The sequence below is a fragment of the Enterobacter sp. Cy-643 genome (genome assembly GCF_011752815.1).
Taxonomy (GTDB): Bacteria; Pseudomonadota; Gammaproteobacteria; order Enterobacterales; family Enterobacteriaceae; genus Cedecea.
The window spans coordinates 1-21,828 of the sequence record NZ_VWWV01000006.1 but is presented as its reverse complement, the minus strand read 5'-3'; the positions used below and the strand labels follow the sequence as shown (position 1 = coordinate 21,828).

The following is a 21,828-nucleotide window of genomic DNA, read 5'->3' as shown; positions in this document are numbered from 1 at the left end:
ACATGAAGATAGCTTTGGTTACCGGCGGCAGCCGGGGAATAGGTAAAGCAACCTCGCTTTTGCTGGCTCAGCATGGTTATAAAGTGGTGGTGAACTACCTCCGTAATAAGCAGGCTGCGGATGAAGTGGTTAATACAATCATTGCTCAGGGCGGAGAAGCGCTGGCGCTGCGGGCGGATATTGCCGATGAGCTGCAGGTGATGGCGATGTTCGCCGAAATCGATAACGCATTTGGGCCGCTGACCGCGCTGGTGAATAACGCCGGGATCTTGTTCCAGCAATCGACCATTGAAAACCTTACGGCGGAACGTATCAATCGCGTGCTGACGACAAACGTTACCGGGTATTTTCTCTGCTGCCGGGAAGCGGTGAAGCGCATGGCCTGGCGTCACGGTGGGGAAGGAGGCGCCATTGTGAATGTCTCTTCTGCCGCGTCGCGCTTAGGCGCTGCTGGGGAATATGTTGATTATGCCGCGTCCAAAGGTGCCGTCGATACGTTGACCACCGGGCTGGCGGTAGAGGTTGCCGCGCAGGGGATCCGCGTGAACGGCGTGCGGCCCGGTTTTATTTATACCGAAATGCATGCTTCCGGCGGAGAAGCGGGGAGAGTTGATCGGGTGAAAACGGCATTGCCGATGCAGCGCGGCGGTCAGCCGGAAGAGATCGCGGAGGCCATTCTATGGCTGCTGAGCGAAAAAGCCTCTTACGTGACCGGCACCTTTATTGATGCGGCAGGTGGGAAATGAGTTCGCTACGCCAGAAGAGGGTGAGACTGGCGTAGCGGCAGGCTTATTGCTTGCTCATGCTGTCTTTAGCCATACCATCTTTAGCCATGCTGTCTTTGCCCATATGGTCTTTACTCATTCCGTCTTTGGACATGCAATCTTTCTTCATACCGTCCTTGTTCATGCCGTCTTTACAGGTATGGGTCATTTTGCCCATGCCGTCTTTGGCCATAGAATCTTTACTCATTGAGTCCGCAGCGTTAGCCCCGGCGATACCGAACAGCATGGTGGAACACAGCAGGGCAGCGTAGATCTTTTTCATGATGTATTTCCTTGATTTTGCAGTGAGACAGAGAGTTAACTACCACCGAACCAGTTATAGCCCTGGTCTTCCCAGTAGCCGCCGGGGTAGCGATTGGTGACTTCAATGACCTGAATATGCTTCGGGTTCTTGTAGCCGAGTTTGGTAGGGATACGCAGTTTCATCGGGTAGCCATATTTGCGCGGCAGGACTTTGCCATCCCAGGTTAAAGCAATCAGCGTTTGTGGATGCAGCGCGGTGGCCATATCAATGCTGGTGTAGTAGTCATCCGCGCATTTAAAGCTGACGTATTTGGCTCGCAGGTCGGCCCCAATCCCTTTCAGAAACAGGGCAAAAGGGACGCCGCCCCATTTGCCGATGGCGCTCCAGCCTTCGACGCAGATATGGCGAGTCACCTGGTTGACCTGCGCCATCTGGTGAAGTTGTGCCAGCGTCCACGGGCGCTTGTCGGTAATTAGCCCGGCAAGCTCCAGGCGGTAGCTGTCGCCGTTGATGTCCGGCGCTTCGTCCTCGCCGTAAAAGGCGTTAAACGGGAAGTTAGCGTCGATCATGCTTTCCGGGTAAACCGGTGCCAGTTGGCTGCCGTTAAACAGCCAGGCCTGAATGCGGTCGTTAAAACGTGAAATCTTGCTGAGAGAACTTTCAACCGTGGCGTTATCGCTGATATCGCAGCCGGTGAGCATTGCGATGCCGCCGAGCGTCAAGCCCTGCTTTAAAAAACGACGGCGGCCTTCCTGCGTGAGCTGCTTATTAATCAGCTGCGTCGCTTCTTTAATGATTTCGTTTTTATCGCTCATGTTTCTTCCTCAGCGGCCACGGAGCATGGCGAGCAACGTGCGGGGCACCAGCGCCACCATCAGCAGATGAATCACCACGAAACCGACCAGGGCGGACATGGCATAAAAGTGGATCAACCTCGCCGCGTCATAGCCGCCAAGCAATTCTCGCAGCAGGGCAAACTGCACGGATTTCCACACGACGAGGCCGGAAACAACCAGTAGCAGGCTGTCGGCGATAACAAACAGATAGGCCGCCTTTTGCACCATGTTGTAATGGCTCAGGTCAGCGTGGGCTAATTTCCCCCGCAGCGCCGCAAAGGCGTCCTGGAAGAATTCACGAGGCGATAAGGGCCAGTATTTTTGCTTAAAGCGGCCGCTGAAGAGATTGCACAACAGATAAATCACGCCGTTGACCGCAAACAGCCACATCCCGGCAAAGTGCCACTGCAGCGCGCCGCCCAGCCAGCCACCGAGCGTCAATGCGTTGGCAAACTGGAAATGAAACAGTGGAGAGGCGTTATAAATGCGCCAGCCGCTGGTGACCATAATCAGGATCGCCAGCGCATTCAGCCAGTGGCAGAGCCTCAGCCATAGCGGGTGAATAAGCGTTGGGGCGGTATGCAGCGTTGAGCTTTCCATCGTCCGGCTTCCTCGTGATTCGATGCAGCGAGTATTGGCCAGATTTGTTCCCCATTGCCTCACGCAAAGTTAAATTAAATGTGACAACTTAACCGACGCGAGTTGTGTAAACTTTGGCTATGCCAGCGTGTGGGGACAGACAAAGTGAATCAGGCAAAAAAAATACTGATCGTAGAAGACGACGAAAATATCGCCGAGCTTCTGCAGCTGCATTTGCGGGAAGAAGGCTTCGAGATTGTGCATGCCGCCGACGGCAATGTCGGACTGGAAAAGCTCAGGCAGGGCGGTTGGGATGCGCTGATTCTTGATTTGATGCTGCCGGGCGTCGATGGCCTGGAGATTTGCCGCTTTGCCAGAAGCATGACGCGTTACACGCCGATTATTATGATCAGCGCTCGCTCCAGCGAAACGCACCGCGTGCTGGGGCTTGAGCTGGGCGCGGACGACTATCTGGCAAAACCTTTTTCAATGCTCGAACTGGTCGCCCGCGTGAAGGCGCTGTTCCGCCGTCAGGAGGCGATGAGCCAAAACCTTAAGATAGACGCCGGCACGCTAACTTTTGGTCCGCTTACGATTGATCCGCTGGCCAGAGATGTTCGGCTGAACCAGATGCCCGTAGAACTCACCCCGCGTGAGTTCGATTTGCTCTACTTTTTTGCCCGCAACCCGGACAAAGTGTTTTCGCGGCTGCATCTGCTCAACCAGGTTTGGGGTTACCAGCACGAAGGTTATGAGCACACCGTCAACACCCACATCAACCGGCTGCGCATCAAGATTGAAGATAACCCGGCGGAGCCGAATTTTATTCGCACCGTGTGGGGTAAAGGCTACAAGTTTACCGCCCTGATACGTGAGTAACCCTATGCGAATTCTTACGCTTTCCCGTCGCCTGACGCTGGTTTTTGCCGTGCTGCTGCTGACCGCCTGCGCCTTTTTGGGCTGGCTGCAGGTGCGTACCAGCACGCAGTACAGCCAGGCCGTGATTCAGCAACTTTCCGGTGACCTGGCGCAGCATATCAACCAGAGCTACCCGCTGCTCGGGCAGGATGGGCTGAACAAAGACTCGGTTCGCACGCTGTTCGACCATCTGATGGCCGTTAACCCCAGCGTGGAAGTTTACCTGCTGGATAAACAAGGCAACATTATTGGCGACGCGGCGCCGGATGGGCACATCAAGCGCCATCAGGTCGATCTCGCCCCGCTGCGGGCGGCGCTGAACGGCGGCAAATTCCCGCTTTATGGTGACGACCCGCGCAGCCTGGACGGGCAGAAGGTCTTTAGCGTGGCGCCGATGATGCGGGACGGTAAGCTGGAAGGCTATTTGTACGTGGTGCTGCTGGGAGAGACCTACAATCAGCTTGCCAATAGCGCTCAGTTTGATGCCGTCCTGAAGCTAAGTCTGTTTCTGCTCAGCCTGATCTGCGTGCTGGGGCTGGTAGTGGGTGGCCTGGCGTTTCGCTGGATCACACGCCCGCTTCGCGAACTTTCGCAGCACGTTAAGGCGCTGGAATCAGGGGGAATGGCTGAAATGCAGGCGATGGCGGCTCTGCCGCAAAAACCGGGTGGAGATGGGGATGAGCTTGCTCAACTGCGCCACGGGGTCATTGCCATGGCCGGGCGAATCTCCGAGCAGTGGCATAGCCTGACCCAGCAAGATCAGCTGCGGCGCGAGTTTATCGCCAATATCTCCCATGACCTGAGAACGCCGCTAACGTCGCTGCATGGTTACCTGGAAAGCCTGTCGGTTATGTCGGCGACGCTGAGCGAAGCGGAGAAAAAGCGCTATCTGGATATTGCGCTGGCGCAGAGTCAGAAGGTTGGGGCGCTGGCGCAGTCGCTGTTCGAACTGGCGCGGCTGGAATACGGGGTGGTGAAGCCGCATAAAGAGAGCTTCTCCCTGAGCGAATTGCTGCAGGATGTGTTCCAGAAATTTGAGCTACCGGCGCAAACTCGCCAGCTGGAGCTACTGGCCGACATTCAGCCTGGATTGCCGCTAATTGAAGCCGATGTCAGCATGATTGAGCGAGTATTGACCAATCTGTTGGACAACGCCATTCGCCATACGCCGGACAAAGGCGTGATTTCGGTCCGGCTGTGGAAAGAGGTGGATAAAGTCATGGTGCAGGTCAGCGACAGCGGGCCAGGCATTCCGCAGGAGCTAAAAGAAGGGCTGTTTGTCCGGCCTTCGATTGTGAATCAATCCCGGCTCAGGGTGGGCGGGCTTGGACTGATGATAGTTCGTCAGATGCTGCAATTGCACGGCAGCGATATTTCGCTGGTGGACCAGCCAAAGCAGGGGGCCTGTTTCCGGTTTGGCTTGCCCGTTTAAGTAAGAAGGCGCCATGAAGGCGCCTTTGAGGTTGCTGACAAAGGGGAAAAAGCGTGGTTTTTCCCTCTTTGTGGTGAGCAGCCGAAAATCAATGAATTGATTTTCCTGTTTATTTACGAGCAGCCAGGTGCGTCTTCTCTTGCCAGAAGTTTGTCATCTGTCTGAAAGGCGCCATGAAGGCGCCTTTTGCTTTAGAGATTCTCGCCGTTGCTGGCAATCACCTCTTTGTACCAGTTGAAGCTTTTCTTGCGGGAGCGAGACATATCGCCGGTGCCGTCGTCGTGTTTGTTCACATAGATAAAGCCATAGCGCTTGCTGTACTGGCCGGTAGTAAATGACACGCAGTCGATGCAGCCCCATGGCGTATAGCCCATCAGATCCACGCCGTCGTAGGTCACGGCTTTTTTCAATTCTTCAACGTGAGCGCGCAGATAATCAATGCGGTAGTCATCGTTGATGGTGCCGTCCGCCTCGACTTTGTCGTAAGCGCCAAAGCCGTTTTCTACGATGAACAGCGGTTTCTGGTAGCGCTCATACAGTTCGCACAGCGCATAGCGCAGGCCAACCGGGTCAATTTGCCAGCCCCAGTCAGAGGCTTTAACGTGCGGGTTCGGCACGCTGCCCTGGAAGCCGGAAAGCGCATCGCCGGTGCCGCCTTCGGCCTGAACGGCGTTCGTCATGTAGTAGCTGAAGCCGAGGTAATCACAGACGCCTTCGCGCAGGATCTGCTCGTCACCGGCTTCCATTTTTATGTTGAACTCGCGACGTTCCCACTCGTTCAGTACATAAGACGGGTAATAGCCGCGCAGCTGTACGTCGGTAAACACGTAACGCTCCCGCATCGACTCCTGGGCGTACATCTGATCTTCTGGCTTACAGGAGAAGGCATAAAGTGGCACCATCGCCAGCATGCAGCCAATCTTCATTTCCGGGTTGATGCGGTGGCCGATTTTCACCGCCATTGCGCTCGCCACAAACTGGTGGTGCAGCACCTGGTACATTACCTCTTCCGGATTGTCGTGCTCGGTGTAAACCACGCCGGAGCAGCAGTAGCCGAACAGCGGCGCGCGCCAGTTTCGCTGATTATTGATTTCGTTGAAGGTCATCCAGTACTTCACTTTGCTCTTGTAACGCTCGAACACGACTTCGGCGAAACGAACAAAGCAATCGACCACTTTGCGGTTGGTCCAGCCGCCGTATTCGGTGACCAGATGGTGTGGCATTTCAAAGTGGGAGAGCGTGATGACCGGCTCGATATTGTATTTCAGCAGTTCATCGAACATATCGTCGTAGAACTTCAGGCCAGCCTCATTAGGCTGTAGTTCATCACCGTTAGGGAAAATGCGGGTCCATGCAATGGAGGTACGGAAACACTTGAAGCCCATCTCGGCGAATAGCTTAATGTCTTCTTTGTAGCGGCCATGAAAATCAATTGCTTCGTGGTTCGGGTAGTATTTGCCGGGTTCGACCTGCAGGGTTATCTCGCGCGGGACGCCGTGGGCGCCTCCCGTCAGTACGTCACAAATGCTTGGACCTTTACCGTCTTTGTTCCAGCCGCCTTCCACCTGGTGAGCGGCAACTGCGCCGCCCCATAAAAAGTCCTTCGGTAACTTAAGTTGTTTCATATTCTTTGATCTCATTGTTAGCGCATAAAATAATGTGCATAGTTTTACACTGTCGCGCTGAAAGTATTATTTCTGCTTTGGAGTCTAACAAATGAAAGCGGATTGTCACGATATAACAAATAGCGCGAATTGTGATTTGTCACAAATAAAAAACAGCGTGTTTTTTATAGCATTCTTTTTGCCAGTCGACGGCCAATGGTTTCAAGAATATAAATAACGGGGATTTGTGTGGTGATGTCATACACACCTGCGATACGCACCGGTGGAATATGCCAGGAGATATTAAAGTCAGCCAGCTTCGCCAGCGATGAGTTTTCGTGGCTGGTGATGGACATCACTTTGCAGTTGTGAAGGCTGAACTGGCTGGCAAAGCGCAGGATCTCTTCCGTCTCACCGGAAACAGAAAGCACAATAGCTAACGCATTACGTGCCATATCATTGGTGACCGGGAAATAGGGATCATCAATATGATTGCTGAATTTTCCAACGTTTGAGAAGAACCGCGCGCCATATTTAGCTAAAGCACCAGATGTTCCCGCGCCAACAAAAATAATACGTTCGGAGGAGCATATAATATCTACGGCATGTTCGATTAAGTTATCGAATTCTTCATTATTTGTACTCTTGAAAAAACTAATAATTTCGCTGCTGCCGAAATTAGCGGGCTGAGTTTCGGTTTGCTCCAGATATAATTTAAAGCGAACGCGAAACTCTGAATATCCTTCACAGTTGAGTTTGCGGCAAAAGCGCAGCACGGTAGTGGTGGAGACACCTGCGGCATCCGCCAGCTCACGGATGGTCATATACATGACTTTGTCTTTGTTTTTAATGACAAAGTTGTACACCATCATTTCGAGGCCGTTCAGGGTGGCGATTGCCGCATGGGTAAACATACTTTTTCTTCCTGCTGGTTCGGCGCTCACGGCTGACTGAAACTAACGCAGCCAGCCTTTCTCTTGCGCCTGGTATAATTGACGCTCGACATGTTGCCATAATTCCGGCCAGCTTTCTCCCACCTGCGCATTGCGGGTTAATACCTGCTGCAGGGAAATATTATTCTCTTGCCAGCTTTGCCCTTCGTTATGCAGGTTTAGCAAAATAGGCAAAATGCGGTCCAGCGCGCCGGCAAAGCGGGCATCGGGCGTGGTGCCGGCCTCATATTCTTGCCACAGTGAAAGAAATTCTGGCCCCTGTGGCGAGGGTAATAAACCAAACAGACGACGCGCTGCCGCCGCTTCTTTTTCGGCGATGGCTTCGCGGGCCGCAATGTCATAAACCAGCACATCGCCAACATCGATTTCCACGATGTCGTGCAGCAGCGCCATTTGGATCACGCGCTGAATATTCACCTCTTTTTCTGCCCAGGGGGCGAGGCTCATTGCCGCCATAGCGAAGTGCCAGCTGTGCTCGGCAGAGTTTTCATGTCTTTCATGACCGATGATTTTGGTGCGACGCTGAACCAGTTTCAGCTTATCAATCTCCATCAGGAAATGGATGACTGCGCTCATTTCACCAAATGCCTGTTGCATCGTGTTTCCCCTCGTTTTTGCTGTCGTTTGATTGTAAAAGAAATCCTCCAGGCTGACGAAGGGCGTCGTCACAGGCGTTCACATATTTATTTTAGCTTACATGTGTTCACTGGAATCATTCTCAGTTAGGCTAGGAACGCTGCGTTATTCTTCTTTATCTCGGGAGGAGCCAGATGGCTCGGAAACCACTTATCGCGCATGGATATTCTCTGGCAGAGGAAGTAGCCAATAGCCTCAGCCACGGCATTGGGCTGGTGTTCGGCATTGTTGGCCTGGTGTTGTTGCTGGTGCAGGCGGTCGATGCCAATGCCAGCGCAACGGCAATTACCAGCTACAGTCTTTACGGCGGCAGCATGATCCTGCTGTTTCTCGCCTCAACGCTTTACCACGCCATTCCGCACGAGCGGGCCAAGCGGTGGCTCAAAAAGTTCGACCACTGCGCCATTTACCTGCTGATCGCCGGCACTTATACCCCGTTTTTGCTGGTGGGGCTCAACTCGCCGCTATCAAAAGGGCTGATGATTGTTATCTGGAGCCTGGCGCTGGCGGGCATTCTGTTTAAACTCACCATTGCCCACCGGTTTAAGGTGCTATCGCTGGTGACCTATCTGCTGATGGGTTGGCTGTCGCTGGTGGTTATCTACCAGATGGTGGTCAAACTGGCTCCCGGCAGCGTTACGCTGCTGGCGATTGGCGGCATCGTTTATTCGCTTGGGGTGATTTTCTACGTCTGCAAACGCATTCCTTACAACCACGCCATCTGGCACGGGTTTGTACTGGGTGGCAGCGTCTGCCATTTCCTCGCGATTTATCTCTACATCCGTTAACGCGCCAAACTAGTCAAAATAGTGAGCCCCGGTTTCGGGGCTCAGCGTTCGATTAGTTTTCTTCCAGAGAATAAGGCAGTGGCTCAAGCGCGAGCTTGCTGTTTGCATCGTCACGTACGCGCAAGACGCTGTCAGGCTCAAGATCGTTGTTCATCACCGCCTGCACAACAAGACGGCCATCTTCTAATCGCGAAGCGGCCAGCACGGTGCCGGTACGGCGCCAGTTTTCACCCATCTGCAATTCAAGATCTTCGCCTGCTTCAGGCACGCGGCTTGCGCTCCCGGACAGCAGCCAAAGTGCGCGTTTATTTGCCCCGCGGAACTTGGCTCGGGCAACCATTTCCTGGCCGGTGTAACAGCCTTTTTTAAAGCTAATTCCGCCCAGCGCCTGAATATTTGTCGCCTGTGGAATAAATTGTGCGCTGTTGACGCTATCAATGACCGGTAATCCGCCTTCGATATCCAGCGCCAGCCACTGCTGGCTATCATTGCGCTGCGCTTCTTCAGTGAGTTTTTCGGTTAGCGCCTGAGCCGTCTCTTCGTCAGTGACAATCAGGAAGCGCTCAGCCGGCAGGTTCAGCCACAGCAAGGTCGTTTCGCCGTGCTGGATAACCTGAGTCTCTTCATCCGGCAGCGTAGCAAAGATAGCAGCCAGTGCAGAGCGCGCCTGAAAACCCGCCAGGCCTAACAGGACGCTGGTGTCATCCGCGCTAAAAGTGACTTTGGAGAAGACGGAGTATTTCTTCAGCTCGGTGAGTTGGGCATCACGCAGGTTTCGGCGCTCAATAAACGCGAAGCCTTCACCGCGATGGAACAGGCGCAGGTTACTCCACATCTTCCCTTTGGCATCGCAATGGGCACATAGCAGATGCTGGCCTGCGTCAAGTTTAGCGACGTCGGCAGTAACCTGACCTTGAAGGTATTTCTCAGCATCTGCACCCACGGCAGTCACGAGAGCCCAGTCGTTCAGCGTCATTAACGTCAGCGGTAGGCGGGCGGCGGCACTGGGCTGGCGAGGAGGAAACGGATTAAAAGCCATAACAAAGATCCCGGGTTATCCAACGGTTTAATTTCTCAATGGTAAAAGAGCCAGAGGGCAATGCAAGCAGTTTGATAAAGCCATTTGTGCGTTTGCATGTTGCCTCGGAAAATCTGGTGCAATCGATGCTGTTACACGGGTTAGCGTGGGGAAAACGCGCACAATGGAACATTCAGGTAATCCCGGTGACAAAAACACGTTACACTAACTCCGTACCCAACTTGATGGCTAAGCAGGAAAGTGCACATGGATATCAATAATAAAGCCCGAATTCACTGGGCATGCCGCCGTGGAATGCGCGAGCTCGATATTTCGATTATGCCGTTCTTCGAACATGAATACGAAACGCTCAGCGACAGCGACAAGCAGTTGTTCGTTCGCTTGCTTGAGTCTGACGATCCGGACCTGTTTAACTGGTTGATGAACCACGGTAAACCAGCAGATGCCGAGCTTCAACGTATGGTTGCCCTGATCCAAACGCGGAATAAAGAACGTGGTCCTGTGGCAATCTGATCTGCGGGTTTCCTGGCGTGCGCAATGGATGTCGTTGCTTCTCCACGGCCTGGTGGCGCTATTCGTGCTGCTAATGCCGTGGCCGATGAGCTACACGCTGGTCTGGATGCTGCTGCTTTCCCTTGTGGTTTTCGACAGCGTACGCAGCCAGCGCCGCATTCACGCTCGCCAGGGCGAAATTAAACTGCTGACGGATTTTCGTCTGCGTTGGCAGGGTCGTGACTGGGATATCGTCGGAAATCCGTGGATTATTGATACCGGGGCGATGCTAAGACTGCGACGGGCCGGAAAACAGCGCTGCCAGCATCTTTGGCTGGCGGCTGACAGCATGGATATCGGCGAATGGCGAGAGCTGCGCCGCCTGCTGATGCAGCAACAGGCGAGCAGAAGCGGGCAGGTTTAAGCAAAGCGCTCAGCCATTTCGCCAAGGATCTGTTCACACCAGGTTTCAATGCGTTCATCGCTTAGGTCGTACTGATTGGTTTCATCCAGCGCAAGGCCAACAAACAGCTGCCCGTCGGCAATGACCGGTTTTGGGCTTGTAAATTCGTAGCCTTCCGTTGGCCAGTAGCCGATGAACTGTGCTCCGCGCGGTGCCAGTTTGTCGTGCAGCATGCCTAACGCATCCAGGAACCACTCACCGTAGCCAAGCTGGTCGCCCATACCATAAAGCGCCACAAGTTTGCCTTCCAGGTTCAGTTCATCCAGCTGCGGCCAGACAGTTTCCCAGTCTTCCTGCAGTTCGCCAAAATCCCAGGTCGGTATGCCGAGGATCAGAACGTCATACTGCTCCATCATGGCCGGAGCGTCGTCTTTTAGGTTGTGAAGCGTCACCAGTTCCGGGCCAATGATGTCGCGAATTTTTTCGGCGGCCATTTCGGTATAGCAGGTGCTGGAGCCGTAAAAAAGACCAATGTTCATAGCAATAACAACTCATTTTAATCGCGTGCAGATGGCCAAGTGTACCAGATCCCGTCCGCCATCATGCATAATGGACACAATTCGCCAAATCAGGAGTGGAGCGTGGAGCAGGATAAGATCCGTATAGAACAGTTTCTCGATGCGCTGTGGCTGGAAAGAAATCTGGCGGAAAATACGCTCAGCTCCTATCGCCGCGATCTTACTATGGTGGCCGAGTGGCTGCAGCGTCACCAGCTTAGTTTTTTAACCGTTCAGGCTTCGGATCTCCAGTCACTGCTTGCCGAGCGCGTTGAGGGCGGTTATAAAGCCACCAGTTCAGCGCGGTTGCTCAGCGCCATGCGGCGGTTATTTCAGTACCTGTATCGCGAAAAAATGCGGGAGGACGATCCCAGTGCGCTGCTTTCATCCCCCAAACTGCCCCAGCGTTTGCCGAAGGATTTAAGCGAGGCTCAGGTTGAACGGCTGTTGCAATCTCCGTGTGTCGATCAGCCTATCGAGCTTCGCGATAAAGCCATGCTTGAAGTATTGTACGCAACCGGGCTGCGTGTTTCGGAGCTGGTTGGGCTTACAATGAGCGACATCAGCCTGCGGCAGGGCGTGGTGCGGGTCATCGGTAAAGGCAACAAAGAGCGCTTGGTGCCGCTGGGAGAAGAAGCCGTGTACTGGATTGAAGAGTACCTGAAATATGGCCGCCCGGAGTTGTTAAACGGGCAGTCTCTGGATGTGCTCTTCCCCAGCAATCGCGCACAGCAAATGACGCGACAAACCTTCTGGCACCGCATTAAGCATTATGCCGTGCTGGCTGGCATCGACAGCGAAAAACTGTCTCCGCATGTGCTGCGGCACGCTTTTGCCACGCACCTGCTGAACCATGGTGCGGATCTTCGTGTCGTACAGATGCTGTTGGGCCATAGTGACTTGTCCACCACACAAATTTATACACATGTAGCGACGGCGCGTTTACGTCAGCTGCATCAACAGCACCACCCTCGAGCGTGAGTGCCACAAGAGATAAAGGAATCCTCATGAAAAAAGGTTTTTGGCTGCTTCCGCTGCTGGCCGCTTCCGTTTCCGGTTTTGCTCACGCGGATGACGCCGCTATTAAACAATCCCTGGCAAAACTAGGCGTGCAGGGGGCTGAGATTCAGGCTGCGCCTGTTGCCGGAATGAAAACAGTCCTGACCGATAGCGGCGTGCTCTATGTCACCGAAGACGGGAAACATGTGATTCAGGGGCCGCTGTATGACGTGAGCGGCGCACAGCCGGTGAACGTGACTAACCAGCTGTTAATCGGCAAGCTGTACGCGCTGGAAAAAGAGATGATCGTTTACAAAGCGCCGAAGGAGCAGCATGTGATTACGGTGTTCACCGACATCACCTGCGGCTACTGCCACAAGCTGCACGAAGAGATGAGCGACTACAACGCGCTGGGGATTACCGTGCGTTATCTGGCATTCCCTCGCCAGGGACTGCAAAGCCAGGCCGAGAGCGACATGAAGTCTATCTGGTGCGCGAAAGATCGTAACAAGGCGTTCGATGCCGCAATGAAGGGCGGTGATGTAGCACCGGCGAGCTGCGACATTAACCTGGCTAACCACTACAACCTGGGCGTGCAGTTTGGCGTGCAAGGGACGCCAGCGATCGTCCTGAGCAACGGCAGCATGATCCCGGGTTATCAGGGGCCTAAAGAGATGAAGCAAATGCTGGATGCCCACAAGCAGTTAATGAAAGCGGGTGGTTAATTTCGGGTGAAACAGCAAACGCAACTCCGCCGCCGGGTCGTTGACAGCTCGGTGGCACTTCCGGCTACGCTGCCTCCTTTGTTACAGCGGCTGTATGCCAGCCGGGGCGTGCGTGGCGAACAAGAGCTGGAGCGTGGCGTAAAAGGAATGCTGCCGTGGCAGCAGCTCAGCGGCATCGATCGGGCCGTGGTCATGCTTTATAACGCCTTTCGCGAAGGCCTGCGTATCATCGTTGTTGGTGATTTTGATGCCGATGGGGCAACCAGTACCGCACTAAGCGTCCTGGCCCTGCGCAGCATGGGGGCTGAGAATATTGGCTACCTGGTGCCGAATCGCTTTGAGGATGGCTATGGGCTTAGCCCGGAGGTGGTCGATCAGGCCCATGCCCGCGGTGCGCAGGTGATCGTGACCGTCGACAACGGCATCTCATCCCATGCGGGCGTTGAACGCGCCCATGCGTTGGGGATCCCGGTGCTGGTGACCGATCACCACCTGCCGGGGGAAACACTGCCCGCCGCCGAAGCCATCATTAACCCGAATCTTGCCGACTGCGCATTTCCATCTAAATCCCTGGCCGGCGTTGGCGTTGCGTTTTATTTGATGCTGGCGCTGCGTACCCATCTGCGTGATAGCGGCTGGTTCGAGCAGCGTGGCCTTGCCATTCCGAACCTGGCTGAACTGCTCGATTTAGTCGCCCTGGGCACCGTGGCGGACGTTGTGCCGCTGGATGCCAACAACCGCATTCTGACCTGGCAGGGACTCAGCCGCATTCGCGCGGGGAAATGCCGTCCCGGTATTCGCGCGCTGCTCGAAGTGGCAAACCGCGAACCGCAAAAGATCGCCGCCAGCGATCTGGGCTTTGCCCTGGGGCCGCGCCTGAACGCCGCAGGCCGGCTGGATGATATGTCAGTTGGCGTGGCGTTATTGCTTAGCGAAAACATTGGCGAAGCACGCATGCTGGCTAATGAGCTGGACGCGCTGAACCAAACGCGGAAAGAAATTGAGCAGGGTATGCAGGTCGAAGCGCTGACTCTTTGCGAGCAGTTGGAGCGCAGTAGCGAAACGCTGCCTTACGGGCTGGCGATGTATCACCCGGAATGGCATCAGGGCGTGGTCGGCATCCTGGCCTCGCGCATCAAAGAGCGTTTCCACCGCCCGGTCATCGCGTTCGCGCCTGCGGGTGACGGCACGCTTAAAGGCTCCGGCCGCTCGGTTCAGGGGCTGCATATGCGCGATGCCTTAGAACGTCTGGACACGCTTTATCCGGGCATGATGCTGAAGTTCGGCGGTCATGCCATGGCCGCAGGTTTGTCGCTGGAAGAGGCTCGCTTTGAGGAGTTCCGTCAGCGCTTTGGTGATTTGGTCGGTGAGTGGCTGGATCCGGCGTTGTTACAGGGAGAAATCTGGTCCGATGGCCCGCTGTCCGCTCAGGAGATGACGCTCGAAGTGGCGGAGATGCTCAGAGATGCCGGACCGTGGGGGCAAATGTTCCCGGAGCCGCTGTTTGACGGCAAATTCCGCATTCTCCAGCAGCGCCTGGTGGGCGAGCGCCACCTGAAGGTGATGGTGGAGCCTGTCGGCGGTGGCCCACTGCTGGACGGTATCGCCTTCAACGTGGATACCACCCGCTGGCCGGACAACGGCGTGCGCGAAGTTGAGCTGGCCTACAAGCTGGACGTGAACGAGTTTCGCGGCAACCGAAGCGTGCAGCTTTTAATTGATCATCTCTGGCCGATCTAGCCCGCATTCTCAACGCTGCTCCAGCGTGAATTACTTGGCTATATATCAGGGACAATGCTACAAAATGCGGCGTAAATCCGGTAAACTTTCCGGTTTACGACCGCATTTCGTCTTCTGAAATCAACATAAGAAATTAAGCATGTTTGAAATTAACCCGGTAAAAAGCCGCATCCAGGACCTCACAGAGCGCAGCGACGTTCTTAGGGGGTATCTTTGACTATGATGCCAAGAAAGAGCGCCTCGAAGAAGTAAACGCCGAGCTGGAACAGCCCGATGTCTGGAACGAACCTGAACGCGCACAGGCGCTGGGGAAAGAACGTTCCTCGCTGGAAGCCATTGTCGACACGTTAGATCAGATGTCTCAGGGCCTGGAAGATGTCTCCGGCTTGCTGGATCTGGCAGTAGAGGCCGACGACGAAGAGACTTTTAACGAGGCCGTTGCCGAGCTGGAAGTGCTGGATGCCAAACTGGCGCAGCTTGAATTCCGCCGCATGTTCTCCGGCGAGTACGACAGCGCCGACTGCTATATCGACATTCAGGCCGGTTCCGGCGGTACGGAAGCGCAGGACTGGGCAAGCATGCTGGAGCGTATGTATCTGCGCTGGGCAGAAGCTCGTGGTTTCAAAACCGAAATTATTGAAGAGTCCGAAGGCGACGTGGCGGGCATCAAGTCCGTGACCATCCGCATTCAGGGCGACTATGCCTTTGGCTGGCTGCGTACCGAAACCGGCGTTCACCGTCTGGTGCGTAAGAGTCCGTTTGACTCCGGTGGCCGCCGCCATACCTCGTTCAGCTCCGCGTTTGTTTACCCGGAAGTGGATGACAACATTGATATCGACATCAACCCGGCGGATCTGCGCATTGACGTCTATCGCGCATCCGGTGCGGGTGGTCAGCACGTTAACCGTACGGAATCTGCGGTACGTATTACCCATATTCCAACCGGCACCGTGACCCAGTGCCAGAATGACCGTTCTCAGCACAAGAACAAAGACCAGGCGATGAAGCAGATGAAGGCGAAGCTGTACGAGCTGGAAATGCAGAAAAAAAATGCTGAGAAGCAGGCTCTGGAAGACAACAAATCGGATATCGGCTGGGGCAGCCAGATTCGTTCTTACGTCCTCGACGACTCCCGCATTAAAGATCTGCGTACCGGGGTTGAAACCCGCAATACGCAGGCGGTGCTGGACGGCGATCTGGACAAATTTATCGAAGCAAGTTTGAAAGCAGGGTTATGAGGAACCAACATGTCTGAACAACAAGCACAGGGCGTTGACGCAGCAGCCGATCTTAACAATGAACTGAAAGCGCGCCGTGAGAAGCTGGTGGCTCTGCGTGAGCAGGGTATCCCATTCCCGAACGATTTCCGTCGCGATCATACCTCAGACCAACTGCACGCTGACTTCGATGCGAAAGAGAACGAAGAGCTGGAAGACCTGGGCGTTGAGGTAAGCGTGGCTGGCCGTATGATGACCCGCCGTATCATGGGCAAAGCGTCCTTCGTGACCTTACAAGACGTTGGCGGCCGTATTCAGCTGTATGTCTCCCGTGACGACCTGGCGGAAGGCATCTACAACGAGCAGTTCAAAAAGTGGGACCTGGGCGATATCCTCGGCGCGCGCGGCAAGCTGTTCAAAACCAAAACCGGCGAGCTGTCCATTCACTGTACCGAACTGCGTCTGCTGACCAAAGCGCTGCGCCCGCTGCCGGACAAGTTCCACGGCCTGGCCGATCAGGAAACCCGCTATCGCCAGCGTTATCTGGACCTGATCGCTAACGACGAGTCCCGCAACACCTTTAAAATCCGCTCTAAAATCATGGCCGGTATCCGCCAGTTCATGGTTGGCCGCGACTTCATGGAAGTTGAAACCCCAATGATGCAGGTGATCCCTGGCGGCGCATCCGCTCGTCCGTTCATCACTCACCACAACGCGCTGGACATCGACATGTACCTGCGTATTGCGCCAGAGCTGTACCTGAAACGCCTGGTGGTGGGTGGTTTCGACCGCGTCTTCGAGATCAACCGTAACTTCCGTAACGAAGGCATCTCTCCGCGTCATAACCCTGAGTTCACCATGATGGAACTCTATATGGCTTACGCGGACTACAAAGATCTGATTGAGCTGACCGAATCCCTGTTCCGTACTCTGGCTCAGGACGTGCTGGGCACCACCGAAGTGCAGTATGGCGAAGAAACCTTCGACTTTGGCAAGCCGTTTGAAAAGCTCACCATGCGTGAAGCTATTAAAAAGCACCGTCCAGAAACCAACCTGGCCGATCTGGATAACTTTGACTCTGCGAAAGCCATCGCGGAAAGCATCGGCATCAAAGTTGAGAAGAGCTGGGGCCTGGGCCGCGTAGTGACCGAGATCTTCGAAGAAGTTGCAGAAAGCCACCTGATTCAGCCGACCTTCATCACTGAATACCCGGCTGAAGTCTCTCCGCTGGCGCGCCGTAACGACGAAAACCCGGAAATCACCGACCGCTTTGAATTCTTCATCGGCGGCCGTGAAATCGGCAACGGCTTCTCCGAGCTGAACGACGCAGAAGACCAGGCGCAGCGTTTCCAGGATCAGGTTGACGCGAAAGCGGCTGGCGACGACGAAGCCATGTTCTTCGACGAAGATTACGTCACCGCGCTGGAGCACGGCCTGCCGCCAACGGCGGGTCTGGGCATCGGTATCGACCGTATGGTTATGCTGTTCACCAACAGCCACACTATTCGCGACGTTATCCTGTTCCCGGCTCTGCGTCCGACTAAGTAACGCCCTCATCCCTCTCCGCAAGGAGGGGGATTTCCCTCAAGCTCATCAACATTTCCGGGGACTGGTTTGCGCAAGGAAAGCATTTTTAACCGCTGGCACATCATCGCTTTCATTATCATGACGAGCCTGATGCTGACGGCCTGCTCCTCCTCAAAATCAGCCAAAAGTACCCGAAACGAAGGCACCTTCAGCGGCGCGGTTTACACCGTGAAGCGCGGTGATACGCTCTCAAAAATTTCCAGAATGACCGGCAGCAGCGTGGGTGAGCTCGCCCGGCTGAACGGGATCCCTGCGCCTTATACCATCCAGGTAGGACAGCGTATTCGGATCAAAGGCTCAGGCGCTGCAAGCAGACCGAAAAATACCGCAACGGCCAAAAACAGCGCGCCTTCTCGTTCGCAAAATACGACCATTGCCAAAGTAGCACCGCCGCCGGTGGGGGCTCGCTGCTGGCTGTGGCCGACGAAGGGTAACATTATTGAACCGTTCTCCGACAGTGACGGAGGCAATAAAGGCATTGATATTTCAGGCTCTCGCGGGCAGCCCATTTATGCTTCCGGTGCGGGAACGGTGGTTTACGTCGGCAACCAGCTGCGCGGCTACGGCAATCTGGTGATGATCAAACACAGCGAAGAGTACATCACCGCTTATGCTCATACCGATACGATGCTGGTGAATACCGGAGAGAAAGTGAAGGCCGGGCAGAAAATTGCCACGATGGGCAGCACGGGTGCGGATTCGGTGCGTTTGCACTTCCAGATTCGCTATCGGGCCACCGCTATTGACCCACAGCGCTACCTCAAACCCTCGTGTTAATCTAAAAAGTGCTTGAAAAACCATCACCTGGACACAAAGACACTTGCCAGCGCGAGCTGAAAGTCTATAATGCCTAACACACCTCAAAGCGGGCGTAGTTCAATGGTAGAACGAGAGCTTCCCAAGCTCTATACGAGGGTTCGATTCCCTTCGCCCGCTCCAGTCTCCTGATAAATCAATAAATCACGATTTATCAGTTAGTTACGTTGCCCCGCTAAAGCAGGTACAACTTAAACTACCCATTGTTCTACGCCCGCACCTGTCGCGTGATTGGTCTGTGGTACAAGGGAGCATATCATCACGCTGGCGGTGGTTCCACGTTCTTACCGCGACAGCACAACAACGAACAAAAAGCCGCATACCTGGCACAACTCCCAAACAGATTGATCATACGCATTTAAGCCCGATGTGTGGCCCTATGAGTCACGTAAACAGGTAAATAGTGGTAATGCTTAATGCTCCGGTAGCTACAGATCCGGCTCTGCCAGCGTTTCGCTCACGCTCCGAAAGGTACACGAGCACCCTGATAAGGTGTGATCCTTCTGACAATCTGATGAAGTCGCTATGCTCCGCTTGTCTCCATACCACTAACGGGGCTTTATGGTTACTATTGTCTTAAATCTGATTCGCTGTAAAATTGAGCATAAAGAATAGGTTAAATAAGAAGAATTTCTATGGCATGGTGGAAAGACCTTAGCAAAGACAGTATATCGGGTGTTATTGTTGCACTTATCACTGGTGGAGGTGGGATCGCTGTCGTTGTGTGGCTATGGAACTACGTTAAGCAGTTCTTCCAATGGTTAATGGCCATCCTTACTTTTTCGGTAACAATGCCTTTATGGGCGATCCTTATCTTATCGATACTATTGCTAGTAATTTTGCCGACTGTTGGATTTGTAATGCGTCGTCGTATCTCATCGAAAGCTTCAGTGCAGAAAGGGAGTTTTTTGGATTATACATCGGATACTATTTTTGAAATTATAGTTTCCTGGGAATGGATTAGAGGATTAGGAGATAGAGGTTATTCTTTAAATAACCTTCATATGAGGTGCCCAAAATGTGGAGGCCTTCTTAGCCAACATTCTAGCGTTGATTTCGATAACTATGTCCCATTTCCTATTATTAAGTGTAATTTCAAGGGGTGTGGTTGGAGAATTTCCTCAGATATGGGACGATTAAATTATGGAGAGATGTATACCAGATTAGCAGAAGAGATTGATCGACGTTGTTTTCAAAGATTTAGAAGCTAATTGCTAGGTTAATGATTATGGCAGAAATAAAGTTAAGGAGGGGCTGCTTTTTTCGCGCTTTACTCTATTCCATTGCTCTTGTTGTCAGTGTAACTGCTGTGTATAATATCTACCGTATCAAAGAAAAATGCTGAGTAATAAGGTGTTATACCTCTGATAACCTGATTAAATTGTTAAGCTCCGGTTGTTGCATTTACCACTAAACAGGCTTTATGGCTTGTATTATCCAAGATCTACGCTAATCTTCTTTTGATTACATACATGATAAGGAAAAATAATATGGAAAAAGAACACTTTAAAGCTCATGTTCAGTATGACGACTGGAAAGGTAGTGTTGCAGCGGATAGCGCTGATCAGGAAGATTTTAGTGATTTCCTGAGAAATAAAGGGATGCTGAATGATGGTGAGGTAGTTAAGGGTATTTCATTTTACTCAGCAGAGCGTTTCTTTGATGTTGAAGCCTATGTTTTTGACGACAACCAGGAATTAAGAAGAGAAAAAGTTGAAATGACATTTGAGGAATTTTTCAAAACATTCAAACGCTTTTCAATCAAGATTTCTAGGCATGGAGAACTTGATGATCAAGAAATTGATTATAAAGTGTAATAGTAACTACTATATATTATATAGGCTGAAGTGATTGTAAATTAAAGATCTTTCTTTCATGTCTACAGGGTTTAGATGACGGTTTATATGGAAGATGGTTTTTCCTCACGAAGGAATGGTTATAATCCTTTCAATCTCAATTTTATAAAGAGGTTATTTCATGTCTGATCCAGCTTCTTTAGCTGCTATCTCTAGTACTCTTGAGCTTGTTAACAAATCTGTTGATTTGGTTCGCAATCTCCGTAAAAAAGGGGATGATGAACTTAATGCAGCAGAAATGCGCAATACGTTGATTGACTTGTTGGATGACTTGGTAGAAGTAAAAAGCGAATTTATAAGCCTCAAGGCTGTTTTGCTAAACAAAGAAGAAGAGATTCAATCTCTGAAAGCTAAACTTGAGGGAAAAAACAAACCGATTTTTGATGGCAATATTTATTGGTTGGAAGGAGATGAAACACCTTTTTGCACTAAATGCTACGAAAAAAATTCTTTGGTGTTTCATTTAAGTGTTGCCAAAGCTAACCCATCTTGGGGGACCAGTGAACACTGGTATTGTAGAAACTGTGAAGCAAGCTATTATCCAAAATAACATATTTAGCTTGAACCGAATATTCTATTTTTAATGTTAACATAGAGAAAGAGGTCATGGGTGTGAAAAAAATTTCAGTCTCTGATTATAGAGATGATATGGGTTTAATGAGAAGTTTTAGCGAAGCTTCTGAAGATATACAAAATGTAAAATGTTTTTATTATACCGAGGCAGTTAAACAGTTAAAAAGTCTTGGTAATGGAATTGAGATACTAAAAGAAGACGAAAATCATAACTTACTTTTATTTAAGGTCAACGAGGATCTTAAGTTTCAGTTAAATCTCCTTAATAAGATCAGTCATCTAAGTATTGATCTTTATATTTATCAGAAAAATAATCGATACGAGGATATATTAAGCGAACAGTATCATTACCATTGTAAAGGTAGTGATAACTATAATTTTTCAGATACTGAAGAAATTTTGGAGTATGATCGAGTTGGTCATCATTTTCGACATATGCTTATGTTTCTGATCAAAGAAATTACAAAAATTACAGATTAAAAACAGGGAGGAATATCTCCCTTTTTAATTTAGTTACGCACATCTTTATTCTCTTTCAATAGTTGATCCTCCTTTAAGGTTATTGTGCAGCGGCATAGCTGTAGTGGTTTCAGTGTCACTATATTTTCATAAGTGGCACAACTATATAAGCAGATTTCCGCGCTGTCTGTCTTCAATTTCTCATCCAAAGTTAATGCAATGCGCCCAGCATGCCAGCACACAAAGTAAGGTTCTCTTCATTCCCATAATCCGCCTCATAGGTGTCACTTCTCTTCACGTTCCAGTTTACATCCCCATGCTTAAAATATCCTTGGCTCTCTGGATGATCTGTTTAGTTCAATGATTAGCCGACTAATAATTTCATAGGATCTTCTCAAAATATCATAGCGCGACCACTGCGTCAGACGGGTTTGCTTGTGTTGCAATTTGCCTCGCTTTATTATGTAAGCATCCCGGCAAACCGGACCATTCACATTTAGAGATCTTCCGGCATACTGATTATGTCCCCGGAGGAGATCGCCATGCGCAAAGCCCGATTCACCGAACACCAGATCATCGCCGTTCTGAAG

At 52.2% G+C, this 21,828-nt stretch carries 24 protein-coding genes, 1 tRNA gene and 1 pseudogene; 18 read left to right on the top strand and 8 right to left on the bottom strand.

The features are described from left to right. The first annotated feature begins 2 nt into the window (after positions 1–2). Together F3J29_RS18880 and F3J29_RS22885 are read left to right on the top strand one after the other, a co-directional pair. The gene (locus tag F3J29_RS18880) at positions 3–746 is read left to right on the top strand and encodes an SDR family oxidoreductase (protein ID WP_166868415.1); all 744 of its coding nucleotides are present in this window, start codon (positions 3–5) and stop codon (positions 744–746) included. Continuing rightward, a pseudogene (locus tag F3J29_RS22885) lies at positions 727–846 on the top strand (hypothetical protein); the annotation flags it as partial. The gene F3J29_RS18880 and the pseudogene F3J29_RS22885, both read left to right, overlap by 20 nt. Here the strand turns inward: F3J29_RS22885 and F3J29_RS18875 are convergent. Genes F3J29_RS18875 through F3J29_RS18865 form a run of 3 tightly spaced genes read right to left on the bottom strand, consistent with a single transcriptional unit; the run spans position 790 to position 2,465 of the window. After that, entirely contained in the window at positions 790–1,047 is a 258-nt protein-coding gene (locus F3J29_RS18875; protein ID WP_166868413.1) for a pentapeptide MXKDX repeat protein, read from the bottom strand. The pseudogene F3J29_RS22885 and the gene F3J29_RS18875 overlap by 57 nt on opposite strands. 35 nt (positions 1,048–1,082) lie before the next feature. Further along, positions 1,083–1,844 carry a molybdopterin-dependent oxidoreductase gene (locus F3J29_RS18870; protein ID WP_166868411.1) on the bottom strand — a complete coding sequence of 254 codons (762 nt, stop codon included), beginning with the start codon at positions 1,842–1,844 and terminating at the stop codon, positions 1,083–1,085. A 9-nt stretch (positions 1,845–1,853) separates the two neighbouring features. Further along, on the bottom strand, positions 1,854–2,465 hold the full coding sequence (locus F3J29_RS18865) for a cytochrome b/b6 domain-containing protein (protein ID WP_166868409.1): 612 nt from the start codon (positions 2,463–2,465) through the stop codon (positions 1,854–1,856). A gap of 144 nt (positions 2,466–2,609) precedes the next feature. Here F3J29_RS18865 and F3J29_RS18860 point away from each other — a divergent pair, with 144 nt between their 5' ends. Together F3J29_RS18860 and F3J29_RS18855 are read left to right on the top strand one after the other, a co-directional pair. Further along, the gene (locus F3J29_RS18860; protein ID WP_166868407.1) at positions 2,610–3,323 is read left to right on the top strand and encodes a response regulator transcription factor; all 714 of its coding nucleotides are present in this window, start codon (positions 2,610–2,612) and stop codon (positions 3,321–3,323) included. A 4-nt stretch (positions 3,324–3,327) separates the two neighbouring features. Beyond that, entirely contained in the window at positions 3,328–4,794 is a 1,467-nt protein-coding gene (locus F3J29_RS18855; protein ID WP_166868405.1) for a sensor histidine kinase, read from the top strand. Positions 4,795–4,985: 191 nt separating this feature from the next. On the opposite strand, the gene F3J29_RS18850 is transcribed toward F3J29_RS18855, so the two are convergent. From F3J29_RS18850 to F3J29_RS18840, 3 genes are all read right to left on the bottom strand, one after another. Next, positions 4,986–6,419 (bottom strand): 6-phospho-beta-glucosidase, encoded by a 1,434-nt coding sequence (locus F3J29_RS18850; protein ID WP_166868404.1) that lies wholly within the window; start codon positions 6,417–6,419, stop codon positions 4,986–4,988. A 164-nt stretch (positions 6,420–6,583) separates the two neighbouring features. After that, positions 6,584–7,312: a MurR/RpiR family transcriptional regulator gene (locus tag F3J29_RS18845; RefSeq protein ID WP_166868639.1), complete on the bottom strand. Its 729-nt coding sequence runs from the start codon at positions 7,310–7,312 to the stop codon at positions 6,584–6,586. 42 nt (positions 7,313–7,354) lie between these two features. After that, on the bottom strand, positions 7,355–7,948 hold the full coding sequence (locus F3J29_RS18840; protein ID WP_166868402.1) for an HD domain-containing protein: 594 nt from the start codon (positions 7,946–7,948) through the stop codon (positions 7,355–7,357). 173 nt (positions 7,949–8,121) lie between these two features. On the opposite strand from F3J29_RS18840, the gene trhA reads away from it, so the two are divergent. Beyond that, complete coding sequence (trhA, locus tag F3J29_RS18835) at positions 8,122–8,775, top strand: PAQR family membrane homeostasis protein TrhA (RefSeq protein WP_166868400.1); 654 nt, start codon at positions 8,122–8,124, stop codon at positions 8,773–8,775. Between the two features lie 52 nt (positions 8,776–8,827). On the opposite strand, the gene ygfZ is transcribed toward trhA, so the two are convergent. After that, complete coding sequence (gene ygfZ, locus F3J29_RS18830; RefSeq protein WP_166868398.1) at positions 8,828–9,814, bottom strand: tRNA-modifying protein YgfZ; 987 nt, start codon at positions 9,812–9,814, stop codon at positions 8,828–8,830. Between the two features lie 246 nt (positions 9,815–10,060). On the opposite strand from ygfZ, the gene sdhE reads away from it, so the two are divergent. Beyond that, positions 10,061–10,327 carry an FAD assembly factor SdhE gene (gene sdhE / locus F3J29_RS18825; protein ID WP_008461626.1) on the top strand — a complete coding sequence of 89 codons (267 nt, stop codon included), beginning with the start codon at positions 10,061–10,063 and terminating at the stop codon, positions 10,325–10,327. Then, a complete protein-coding gene (locus F3J29_RS18820; RefSeq protein WP_166868396.1) occupies positions 10,308–10,730 on the top strand; it encodes a protein YgfX in 423 nt (140 codons plus the stop codon). Before sdhE ends, F3J29_RS18820 begins: the two co-directional genes overlap by 20 nt. Here the strand turns inward: F3J29_RS18820 and fldB are convergent. Further along, the gene (gene fldB / locus F3J29_RS18815; RefSeq protein WP_085541156.1) at positions 10,727–11,248 is read right to left on the bottom strand and encodes a flavodoxin FldB; all 522 of its coding nucleotides are present in this window, start codon (positions 11,246–11,248) and stop codon (positions 10,727–10,729) included. The genes F3J29_RS18820 and fldB overlap by 4 nt on opposite strands. A 102-nt stretch (positions 11,249–11,350) precedes the next feature. Between fldB and xerD the strand changes: the two genes are divergently transcribed. From xerD to F3J29_RS18760, 11 genes are all read left to right on the top strand, one after another. Continuing rightward, the gene (gene xerD / locus F3J29_RS18810; RefSeq protein ID WP_166868393.1) at positions 11,351–12,247 is read left to right on the top strand and encodes a site-specific tyrosine recombinase XerD; all 897 of its coding nucleotides are present in this window, start codon (positions 11,351–11,353) and stop codon (positions 12,245–12,247) included. A gap of 26 nt (positions 12,248–12,273) precedes the next feature. Next, the gene (gene dsbC / locus F3J29_RS18805; protein WP_166868391.1) at positions 12,274–12,990 is read left to right on the top strand and encodes a bifunctional protein-disulfide isomerase/oxidoreductase DsbC; all 717 of its coding nucleotides are present in this window, start codon (positions 12,274–12,276) and stop codon (positions 12,988–12,990) included. Between the two features lie 6 nt (positions 12,991–12,996). Then, positions 12,997–14,730, top strand: coding sequence for a single-stranded-DNA-specific exonuclease RecJ (gene recJ, locus F3J29_RS18800; protein ID WP_166868389.1), 1,734 nt, complete (start codon positions 12,997–12,999; stop codon positions 14,728–14,730). A 139-nt stretch (positions 14,731–14,869) separates the two neighbouring features. After that, positions 14,870–15,968, top strand: a protein-coding gene (prfB, locus tag F3J29_RS18795) for a peptide chain release factor 2 (protein ID WP_166868387.1) whose coding sequence is annotated in 2 segments (ribosomal slippage) — positions 14,870–14,944 and positions 14,946–15,968 — 1,098 coding nt in all. Because the reading frame shifts where the segments join, the coding sequence is not laid out codon by codon here. A gap of 9 nt (positions 15,969–15,977) precedes the next feature. Next, entirely contained in the window at positions 15,978–17,495 is a 1,518-nt protein-coding gene (gene lysS, locus F3J29_RS18790) for a lysine--tRNA ligase (protein WP_166868385.1), read from the top strand. A gap of 66 nt (positions 17,496–17,561) precedes the next feature. Then, positions 17,562–18,311, top strand: a complete 750-nt coding sequence (actS, locus tag F3J29_RS18785; RefSeq protein ID WP_286175446.1) for an amidase activator ActS — start codon at positions 17,562–17,564, stop codon at positions 18,309–18,311. Between the two features lie 88 nt (positions 18,312–18,399). Then, positions 18,400–18,473 (top strand) — tRNA-Gly (locus F3J29_RS18780). A gap of 512 nt (positions 18,474–18,985) precedes the next feature. Beyond that, positions 18,986–19,561, top strand: coding sequence for a hypothetical protein (locus F3J29_RS18775; RefSeq protein ID WP_166868383.1), 576 nt, complete (start codon positions 18,986–18,988; stop codon positions 19,559–19,561). A 279-nt stretch (positions 19,562–19,840) separates the two neighbouring features. Then, on the top strand, positions 19,841–20,167 hold the full coding sequence (locus tag F3J29_RS18770; RefSeq protein WP_166868381.1) for a hypothetical protein: 327 nt from the start codon (positions 19,841–19,843) through the stop codon (positions 20,165–20,167). A 160-nt stretch (positions 20,168–20,327) separates the two neighbouring features. Beyond that, positions 20,328–20,756 carry a hypothetical protein gene (locus F3J29_RS18765; RefSeq protein WP_166868379.1) on the top strand — a complete coding sequence of 143 codons (429 nt, stop codon included), beginning with the start codon at positions 20,328–20,330 and terminating at the stop codon, positions 20,754–20,756. Between the two features lie 56 nt (positions 20,757–20,812). Then, positions 20,813–21,259 carry a hypothetical protein gene (locus tag F3J29_RS18760; RefSeq protein ID WP_166868378.1) on the top strand — a complete coding sequence of 149 codons (447 nt, stop codon included), beginning with the start codon at positions 20,813–20,815 and terminating at the stop codon, positions 21,257–21,259. Positions 21,260–21,828 lie beyond the last annotated feature (569 nt).